Origin of the sequence: Pseudomonas gebzensis (genome assembly GCF_034427815.1) — a bacterium.
GTDB lineage: Bacteria > Pseudomonadota > Gammaproteobacteria > Pseudomonadales > Pseudomonadaceae > Aquipseudomonas.
In genome coordinates, this window is the sequence record NZ_JAXQNS010000002.1 from 636,261 (window position 1) to 644,885 (window position 8,625).

Annotated in this window: 7 protein-coding genes; 3 read left to right on the forward strand and 4 right to left on the reverse strand. The window is 66.4% G+C overall.

What is annotated here, in order from left to right; genetic code table 11:
• The first annotated feature begins 69 nt into the window (after positions 1-69).
• The 3 genes from SJI00_RS06840 (at position 70) to SJI00_RS06850 (ending at position 3,809) form a co-directional block, all read left to right on the forward strand.
• Positions 70-1,425, forward strand: a complete 1,356-nt coding sequence (locus SJI00_RS06840; protein ID WP_322460970.1) for a spinster family MFS transporter — start codon at positions 70-72, stop codon at positions 1,423-1,425.
• Between the two features lie 63 nt (positions 1,426-1,488).
• Complete coding sequence (locus tag SJI00_RS06845; RefSeq protein ID WP_322460971.1) at positions 1,489-2,595, forward strand: NAD/NADP-dependent octopine/nopaline dehydrogenase family protein; 1,107 nt, start codon at positions 1,489-1,491, stop codon at positions 2,593-2,595.
• Entirely contained in the window at positions 2,592-3,809 is a 1,218-nt protein-coding gene (locus tag SJI00_RS06850; protein ID WP_322460972.1) for a 3-hydroxybutyryl-CoA dehydrogenase, read from the forward strand. Before SJI00_RS06845 ends, SJI00_RS06850 begins: the two co-directional genes overlap by 4 nt.
• A 59-nt stretch (positions 3,810-3,868) precedes the next feature.
• On the opposite strand, the gene SJI00_RS06855 is transcribed toward SJI00_RS06850, so the two are convergent.
• From SJI00_RS06855 to SJI00_RS06870, 4 genes are all read right to left on the reverse strand, one after another.
• A complete protein-coding gene (locus tag SJI00_RS06855) occupies positions 3,869-4,495 on the reverse strand; it encodes an NIPSNAP family protein (protein WP_322460973.1) in 627 nt (208 codons plus the stop codon).
• A 497-nt stretch (positions 4,496-4,992) separates the two neighbouring features.
• Positions 4,993-6,288 carry an MFS transporter gene (locus tag SJI00_RS06860; RefSeq protein ID WP_322460974.1) on the reverse strand — a complete coding sequence of 432 codons (1,296 nt, stop codon included), beginning with the start codon at positions 6,286-6,288 and terminating at the stop codon, positions 4,993-4,995.
• Between the two features lie 18 nt (positions 6,289-6,306).
• Positions 6,307-7,551: an OprD family outer membrane porin gene (locus tag SJI00_RS06865; RefSeq protein ID WP_322460975.1), complete on the reverse strand. Its 1,245-nt coding sequence runs from the start codon at positions 7,549-7,551 to the stop codon at positions 6,307-6,309.
• Positions 7,552-7,659: 108 nt separating this feature from the next.
• On the reverse strand, positions 7,660-8,619 hold the full coding sequence (locus SJI00_RS06870; protein ID WP_322460991.1) for a PDR/VanB family oxidoreductase: 960 nt from the start codon (positions 8,617-8,619) through the stop codon (positions 7,660-7,662).
• Between the last annotated feature and the right edge of the window lie 6 nt (positions 8,620-8,625).

Below are 8,625 nucleotides of genomic sequence, written 5' to 3' on the forward strand. Positions count from 1 at the left end.
GGGCCGGTCGCTCCTGCCCGCGCGCGCTGCGGATCACCTCAGGCTGTTCTCTTTCAGGAACTCAGACACATGACTACTCCCGCTATCGGTTCACCCACCCGGCCGCTGCAGAAAAAACGCTACGTCTATGAATGGTATGTGGTCGTGCTGTGCATGGTTGCGTACATCTTTTCCTTCGTCGATCGGCAGATCCTGGCGCTGATGATCGAGCCAATCAAAGCCGACCTGCACCTCAGCGACACCCAGTTCAGCCTGCTGCATGGCCTGGCGTTTTCGCTGTTCTACGCCTTCATGGGCATGCCCATCGCGTATCTGGCCGACCGCTTTTCGCGGCCCAAGATCATCGCCCTGGGGGTGGTGTTCTGGAGCGTGGCCACCGCCGCATGCGGCCTGAGCAAGAACTTCCTGCAGATGTTCCTGGCGCGCATCGGCGTCGGTGTGGGCGAGGCGGCGCTGTCGCCGTCGGCCTACTCGATGTTCAGCGACATGTTCCCCAAGGAAAAGCTCGGCCGCGCCGTGGGCGTGTACTCCATCGGCTCGTTCGTCGGTGGCGGGGTGGCGTTCCTGGTCGGCGGCTATGTGATCGCCTTGCTGAAGAACGCCGACATCCTCGAAGTGGCACTGCTCGGGGCGATGAAGGCCTGGCAGCTGGCGTTCATTCTGGTCGGCCTGCCGGGGGTGATCGTCGGTCTGCTGATCTGGCTCACCGTGCGCGACCCGCAGCGCAAGGGTGCGCAACTCGATGCCCAGGGCCAACCGCGCAAACTGGCGCTGGCCGATGGCTTGCGCTTCATCGGCAGCCACCGCGCCACCTTCGGCTGCCATTACCTGGGCTTCTCGTTCTACGCCATGGCGCTGTTCTGCATGATGAGCTGGACCCCGGCGCTGTACATCCGCAAGTTCGGCATGAGCCCGCAAGAAGCCGGCTTCATGCTCGGCACCATCCTGTTGTTGGCCAACACCACCGGCGTGGTATTCGGCGGGTGGCTGACGGATGCGCTTGGCAAACGTGGCTACACCGATGCGGCCATGCGCACCGGGGTGATTGGCGCGCTGGGCATGATCGTGCCGGCGGTGCTGTATTCCCAGGTCGATCAGCTGTGGCTGTCGGTGACGCTGCTGGTGCCGGCGATGTTCTTCGCCTCGTTCCCGATGCCGGCGTCCACCGCTGCGATGCAGATCCTCTCGCCTAACCAGGTCCGCGCACAGGTGTCGGCAGTCTTCCTGCTGGTCAGCAACCTGCTGGCGCTGGGCTTGGGCACCACGTTGGTGGCGCTGCTGACCGACCGTTACTTCGGCTCGCCGGCAGCGGTGGGCGAGTCGATGTCGATCGTCAGCCTGGTGGCTTCGCTGCTCGCCATTGGCTTGCTGTGCAAGGGCTGCCGGCATTTTCGCGAGAGTTTGCAGCGCCAGTATCCGGGCTGAAGCACCACGACCTGCACCCCGGTGCGTCTGGGGTGCCTCGCTGCGTAGGAGAAGGAGGGACACATGCTCATCACTGTTCTGGGAGGCGGCCACGGCTGCTACGCCGCCGCTGTAGACCTGGCCGAGCGTGGCCACTGCGTGCGCCTGTGGCGCCGTGACCGGGCCGCTTTGCTGGCGCTTCGCGCCGAAGGCCAGGTGAGCCTGCGGGACCACCGCGGTACGCGGCGGGTAGGCGTGGGTGGGGCGGATGACCGTTTGCAGGTCTGCGAAGACCTTGCCCAAGCGCTGGCGGGCGCTGCGCTGGTGGTGATCCCGCTGCCCTCGACCAGCCACCCGGCGCTGGCCACGCAGGTGGCGCCACACCTGCAGGACGGCCAGGTGGTGTTTCTGCCGCCGGGCACCTTGGGCAGCCTGATGTTCGCCCAGGCAGTGCAGGCCAGCGGCAATCGGGCGCGGGTCGCCTTCGCCGAAACCGGCACCTTGCCTTACCTGGTGCGCAAGCACGGCGTGGCCGACCTTGTGATCAGCGCCTACGCCACGCGCCTGCCTACCGGAGTGATGCCCGCGCGGCTGGCGCGGCAGGCCTTCGCGGTGCTGCGTGAGGCCTACCCCAGTGTGGAGCCCATCGAGGATGTGCTCAGCGCAGCCCTGATGAACGCAGGGCCGATCATTCACCCGCCGTTGATTTTGATGAACGCAGGCCCGCTGGAGCATTTCCCGGCCTGGGACATTCATCACGAAGGCACCCAACCCGCCATCCGCCGCGTCACCAACGCGCTCGATGAGGAACGCATGCGTGTGCGGGAGGCATTGGGCTACGGCGCGCCACACTTCCCGTTGGCTGATCATTACTGCAACGACGGCGAGCCATGGATGTACGGCCACGGCGCCCATGAGCAGCTCACCGACAGCGGCGACTGGCGGGAAAAGATCGACTTGCTCGAGCACCGCTACATGCTCGAAGACACTCGCCTGGGCCTGTCGCTGCTGGTCTCGGTCGCGCGCTGGGCCGGCGTTGCCACGCCACTGGCATCCGGCTTGTTGGCGCTGGCCAGCGCGGTCACCGGGCAAGACCTCTATCGACAGGGGCGTACCCTGGAAAACCTCGGCGTGGCGGGCCTGACCCGTGAGCAGATGCATGGGCTGCTGAACGACGGGCCAGGGGCATGAGCGGGCGGGCGGATCGCACCGGCGCAGCCTGCGTTGCCAACGGCAGCGCGCCGGACGTAGACGCGGCGGATGATCGGCTTGGCCGCGCTGGCGCGCTGCCGCCCGAGCGCGTTGGCCAGCCCGCCACCCAGGACATGGGCCAACAGGCCGTCGGCACAGGCCACAGCGGCGGGCAAGCTGGAGTTCCAGCAGGCAGTGGGCCAGGCAGCGCCGATGCGATGCAGGCCGAGGGCATGGGCGAACGGCACACACACGCCTGCGTCATAGGCGCCGGGCGCATCGGCGAAGGCATCGCCCTGGCGTTCGCGTTGGCCGGGCAAACGGTGGCGCTGATCGACCTCAAAGCCCGGGAAGCGACCGCCCAGCTGGCGTGTTTCACGGCGCTCAGGCAGAGCCTTGACGAGCAGCTGGGCAGCCTGCACCACGCCGGGCTGCTGAGCGCCGCGCAGTGCAGCGAGGTGCTCGCGCGGATCGCCTTGGTGCCATTGCCGCAGGCCGCCGCCGCGCTGGTGGGCCAGTCGCTGGTGTTCGAAGCCTTGCCGGAGCGCCTTGAGGTCAAGCGAGAGGGCCTGGGTTGGCTCGGTCAGCACGTGCACCCTGACGCGATCATTGCTTCGACGACCTCGACCTTCCGCGTCAGCGAGCTGGCAGCGATGCTGCCCGGCCCGCAGCGGGTGCTGGTGGCGCACTGGCTGAATCCGGCCCATCTCATGCCGCTGGTGGAGATCAGCCGCAGCCCGGCCAGCCTGGACAGCGCCGTGCAGCGGCTCAGCGACGGCTTGCAGGCCATCGGCAAGGTGCCGGTGGTGTGCGGCCCCTGCGCCGGCTTCATCGTGCCGCGCTTGCAGGCGCTGGTGATGAACGAAGCCGCGCGGATGGTCGAGGAGGGGGTCGCCAGTGTCGCCGACATCGACACCGCTGTGCGCAATGGCCTGGGCCTACGCTTTTCGGTCCTTGGCGCGCTGGAGTTCATCGACTGGGGCGGCGGCGATACCCTCTACCAGGCTTCGCATTACCTCAGTGGCGAGCTGGGCGAGCGCTTCGCGCCGGCGCCCAGGGTGCAGGCCCATTTCCATGCCGGGCGCAATGGCCTGTGCGACGGGGCAGGGTTCTACGATTACCACGGCGTCGATACCGTGCACTACCGCCAGCAACGCCTCGCCGCGTTCGTGACGCGCCTGGAGCAGATGGGCCTGTTACCTCGGATCGCCTGAACCGTAGGTCGCGTGTGATGGGCAGGCCGCTTAGCGTTCGCGCCCATCACTGCCTGGTCTCACTGCAAAGGTGAGAACGCTGCGGGCAGGTAGACCCCCGACTCCATCTTCTGCAGCTGTGGCGCCGAGTTTTCCGGCGGCCAGACCCCGTCTTTCACCGCCTGAGTGCGCACCTGCAAGCGCTGCTCCAGGCTCGCATACGGCCAGATGTGCAGGTAGCGCGGCAGCTTGCCGCTGGTGGCGTAGAACGCGGCGAACACCTGGGAATAAGCAGGGCCGGTGCGCGGGCCGACCGCCTTGCGCCAGCCGGCCAGGGTCGGCGCCAGCCCGCCAGGCACCAGGTCGTACTCGCGCAACTCGTAAAAGGGCCCATGCGCACCCGGCGCCAGGGGGGTCAGGAACGGGAACAGGCGGTAGTCATTGATGCGCTGTTCGAGCAGGAACTCGCCAATCGCGAACGCATCTGCGGCTTCCAGAACCCGCTGGCGTTCGCGGTCGCGCACGCTGGCATCGGCGAAGCGGCGCAGCACGGCGAAGGTGTTCTGCGGGCCGATCTCCGAGAGCCAGCAGCCGATCAGCTCGACGCCCGCGGGGGCTTCGGCCAGCGCGGCCTGCAAGCGCGGCAAGGCCTGGGGTGGGGTGCGCACGCGCAGGGTGAGGCGGATCAGTTCGTAGTCGTGAAGCATGGGGTGGTTCCTGGTAGGGGGCGAAGACGGCTAGGACGTCGATGGATAGCTGCGTGTTCGGGTTCGGGGTTTTCCTGATTGATCCGCGCTGAGGCGGTAGCGAGCGTGCGCGGCGCGTCGCGGCTAAAACCGCCCACAGCGGGCAGTCCACAGATCGCGGCAAGCCGCAGGCAATCCTTCCGGCAGAACGATGCGATCGGAGTAGGAGCCAACGGTCCTTGATTCGACGCTAAGCAACGGGGCGAGTTGGGCGCGTTCAGCCAGCTGAATCGGTAGGGTCTGTACTGGGCCGGTAGCGCCGCCCCAGGCCAGGCGCCGTGCCGTAGCTGTCGGACCACGCCCGCAGCCTTCAAGAGGGCGTCGTCGGCCCGCAGACAGGCACCGCGCAGGTGACCGACACCACAGCTGGCAGCGATCCAGGCAGCACGCGCCCACTCCATAAAAAGCCCGGACCCTCCCCGCACGGAAAGGCCCAGGCAAACAGTTGCCGCCCAGCCTCAGGGCTGGGTCGGCTTGATGGTCAGCAAAGTCAAGGTGGTGATGGCGCCCATCACGATCAGCATCACCGCGACCGGCCAGGCCGAGTGGTACACGCTGAACAGCGCCGTGGCCGCCAGTGGCGCCAGACCACCGGAGAAGATCGAGGCCACTTCATGCCCCATGGCCATGCCGGTGTAGCGCACCTTGGGCGGGAACAGTTCGCCCATCAGCGCCGGTTGCGTACCGATCATCGCGCCATGGCAGAAAGCCATGCCCAGCAGCGCCGCCAGGTACACCCAGAGCGTGGCGTGGGTGTCGAGCATCCAGAAGAAGGGGAAGGCCAGCAGCATCAGGCCCACCGAGCCGATGGCATACACCGTGCGCCGGCCGATGCGGTCGGACAGCCAGCCCCAGAACACGATGGTGAAGGCCTCGACGATCATCGCCAGCATCACGCTGGCCAGCACCAGCTGGGTGTCGAGCCCGGTGAACTTGGCATAGGCGATGGTGAAGGCCAGAAACAAGTAGGCGCTGCCGTTTTCGGCGATGCGAATGCCCATGGCCTGCAGCACCGCCTTGGGGTGGTCGCGCAGCACCTGCATGGCCGGGATCTTGTCCGGTACGCCATGCGCGGCCTGTTCTTGGACGAACGCTTTGCTTTCCGGCAGTTGCCGACGGATGTACACGCCCACGCCGAAAATCAGGATGCTGGCCAGGAACGGGATGCGCCAGCCCCAGCTCATCATGTCTTCATGGGGCAGCAGCTGGACCAGGTAGAAGGCCGCCGCCGACAGCACGAAGCCGCCCGAGACGCCCAACTGGCTCCAGGCGGCAAAGAAGCCGACTCGGCCCTTGGGGGCGTTTTCGCTGAGCATCAGCACGCCGCCGCCCCATTCGCCGCCCGAGGCCACGCCTTGCAGGATGCGCAGCAACACCAGGCAGATGGGCGCCAGGTAGCCGACCTGCTCGAAGGTCGGCAGCAGGCCCATGGCGAAGGTGGCCGCGCCCATGATGCCCAGCGTCATCACCAGGGCCTTCTTGCGCCCGGCTTTATCGCCGATGTGACCGAAGATCAACCCGCCCAGAGGCCGCGCGAGAAAGCCCACGGCAAAGCCTGCGAAGGCAGCCATGGTGCCCAGTACCGGGTCGGTGCCACCGGGGAAGAACAAGGGGCCGAAGATCAGCGCTGCCGCCGTGCCATAGAGGAAAAAGTCGTACCATTCCAGCGCATTGCCCAGCACCGAGGCGATGACGATGCGGCGCAGGGTACGCGGATCGGTGTCTTCACCGATGTTCGTGTTGAGGTCGGACATGTGCGTTCTCCGGGGCCGTTACCAGAACTTCCAGGTGTAGGAGGTGATCAGGCGGTATTCGTCGTAGTCGTTGCCGTAGCGCTGTTGCGTGCGCAGGTTCTTCAGCTCCAAGCCCAAGTCTTTGAGCGGGCCGTTCTGCACCACGTACGAGAGCATGATGTCGCGCTCGCTTTCCTGGTCCCGCGACAGCCCGGCACCCCGGTCGATGTCGGTACCCTTGATGTAGCGGGTGAACAGCTTGAGTCCGGGAATGCCGACGGCGGCGAAGTTGTAGCCGTAGCGCACCGACCAACTGCGCTCATCGGGTCGAATGAACGGCAGGCCTGCCCAGTTCGGCAGGTAGAACTGCGGCACGTAGCCGTTGAGGGTCGGGAACACCGTGTCACCGGTCATGCGCTGGTAGCTGGCACCGAGCATGTGGCCGTTGTTTTCCACGGTCACCAGGCCGTAGTAGGCGCGGTTGTCCACGGCGCCGCCGCGCGCTGCTCCGTCTTCGCGGTTGTTGAAGTAACCGATGTCGGTCTTGAGCAGGTAGTCGTCAGCGAGTTTCACGCTGTGCTTGAGGCCGCCGTAGTCCTGCCGGTAGATGTCGTTGAGCACGCCGTGGAAGTAGCTGGCTTGCAGGCCAGGGGTCAGGGCGTAGGTGGCGCCGACGAAGTCCAGGCCATCGCTGTCCTGGCTATCGCGCGTGCCGTAGCGGTACAGGCGCTCGTGGTTGGACGATTCACGGGTGACGATGGACCAGAACCGCCCACCGACCAGGGTCAGGTCGTCGATGTAGCGGGACTCGATCACGGCACCCTGGTAGATCGTGTCCAACTGACGGCTCGGGTCATTGGAGGCGATGGGATAGTTGGGTTTCTGGTCGCCGATCTTCACCAAGGTCTTGGCGTATTTCAGTTTCAGCGTGGCGCCGGCGCGACCGTAGTCGTCGGCCGCTTTTTGCCGCGACTGGCTGAACGGCAGCGAGCCGTCGTTGCCCGTGGAATCCAGGCGCAGGGCGTACTGCCCGTTGAGGTCCAGGCCGATGGCCAGCGGCGTGTCGGTATAGCCCGACTCGAACTGCAGGTCGAAGCCCTGGGACCAGTTGCCGACCTTCGACACCGGCGCGTCGGACTGCGTGAAGTTGCGGTTGAGGTAGAGGTTTCGCAGGTTCAGCGACAGGTGACTGTCATCGATCACGTCGGCCCAGCCGGTCATCGGCAGCAGGGCGCCGACGCTCAGGCACAGCGATGTCGCACGTAACGGCTTTGTCAGTTGCATGGGAATGTCCTGGAATGGCGATCAGTCCACGGGTCGGCCCCGGGTGAGCGGGGCGTGCGGGCTGTAGGTCATGGCCCGCGTGGCTGTCACGTATTGTTTTTGTTGTTTTCAGATATCCAGCACCAGGCGCGCGCTACGCGCCCGGGAACAGCACACGACGATCTGCTCGTTGCTCTGTTTCTCCTCATCGGTCAGGTAATGGTCACGGTGCTCCGGCTCGCCTTCGATCACGTCGCACAGGCAGGTTCCGCACACCCCTTGCTCGCACGACACCTCGACCGCGATGCCTTCGGCGCGCAGCGCGTGCAGCAGCGACTGGCCGGGCAGCACCTGCACGGTCTTGCCGCTGCGCACGGCCTGGACTTCAAAGCCTTGGCCGCTGTTGTCGACCTCGGCCTGGAAGTATTCGTAATGGATGTGCGCGGCGTCGTAGCCTTGTTGCCGGGCGCCCTCGATCACCCAGTCCATGAAGCCGGCCGGGCCGCAGGTGTACAGGTGCGTACCCGCTGCCGGTGGGCCGAGCACCTGGGCAAGGTTGAGTTGCTGCTCGGCGCCTTCGTCACTGAAGTGGGTAAACACGTGGCCGGCGAACGGTGCGGCCAGCAGCTCCTCGACAAAGGCGCAGCGGCTGCGCGAACGGCCCCGGTAATGCAGCTCGAAAGCCTGGCCCTGGGCATACAGGGCATGGGCCATGGCGATCAGCGGGGTGATGCCGATGCCGCCGCCGATCAGCAGGCTGCGCTGGGCGTCGGTCACCAACGGGAACAGGTTGCGCGGTGCGCTGATGCGCGTCGTCGCGCCTTGCTGCAGCTGTGCATGCACAGCGCTGGAGCCGCCGCGCGACTGTGCGTCCTTGAGCACGCCAAGGCGATAGACGTTGGCCCTTGCCGGGTCGCCGCACAGCGAGTACTGGCGCACCACCCCCGGGGCCACGTGCAGATCGACATGGGCACCCGCCGCAAAGCGCGGCAGTGCCTGGCCGTGGGCGGCGGCGAGTTCCAGCACCAGCACCTCGCCGCCTTGCACCTCGCAGGTGCGGACAACGACATCCAGCAATGCGTCGCTCATGCTCGA

What these genes read in the sequence shown, in the direction of transcription:
- SJI00_RS06860 (WP_322460974.1), bottom strand. Translation starts at nt 6,288, where the DNA reads ATGTCCGACCTCAACACGAACATCGGTGAAGACACCGATCCGCGTACC.
- SJI00_RS06865 (WP_322460975.1), bottom strand. Translation starts at nt 7,551, where the DNA reads ATGCAACTGACAAAGCCGTTACGTGCGACATCGCTGTGCCTGAGCGTC.
- SJI00_RS06840 (WP_322460970.1), top strand. Translation starts at nt 70, where the DNA reads ATGACTACTCCCGCTATCGGTTCACCCACCCGGCCGCTGCAGAAAAAA.
- SJI00_RS06845 (WP_322460971.1), top strand. Translation starts at nt 1,489, where the DNA reads ATGCTCATCACTGTTCTGGGAGGCGGCCACGGCTGCTACGCCGCCGCT.
- SJI00_RS06850 (WP_322460972.1), top strand. Translation starts at nt 2,592, where the DNA reads ATGAGCGGGCGGGCGGATCGCACCGGCGCAGCCTGCGTTGCCAACGGC.
- SJI00_RS06855 (WP_322460973.1), bottom strand. Translation starts at nt 4,495, where the DNA reads ATGCTTCACGACTACGAACTGATCCGCCTCACCCTGCGCGTGCGCACC.
- SJI00_RS06870 (WP_322460991.1), bottom strand. Translation starts at nt 8,619, where the DNA reads ATGAGCGACGCATTGCTGGATGTCGTTGTCCGCACCTGCGAGGTGCAA.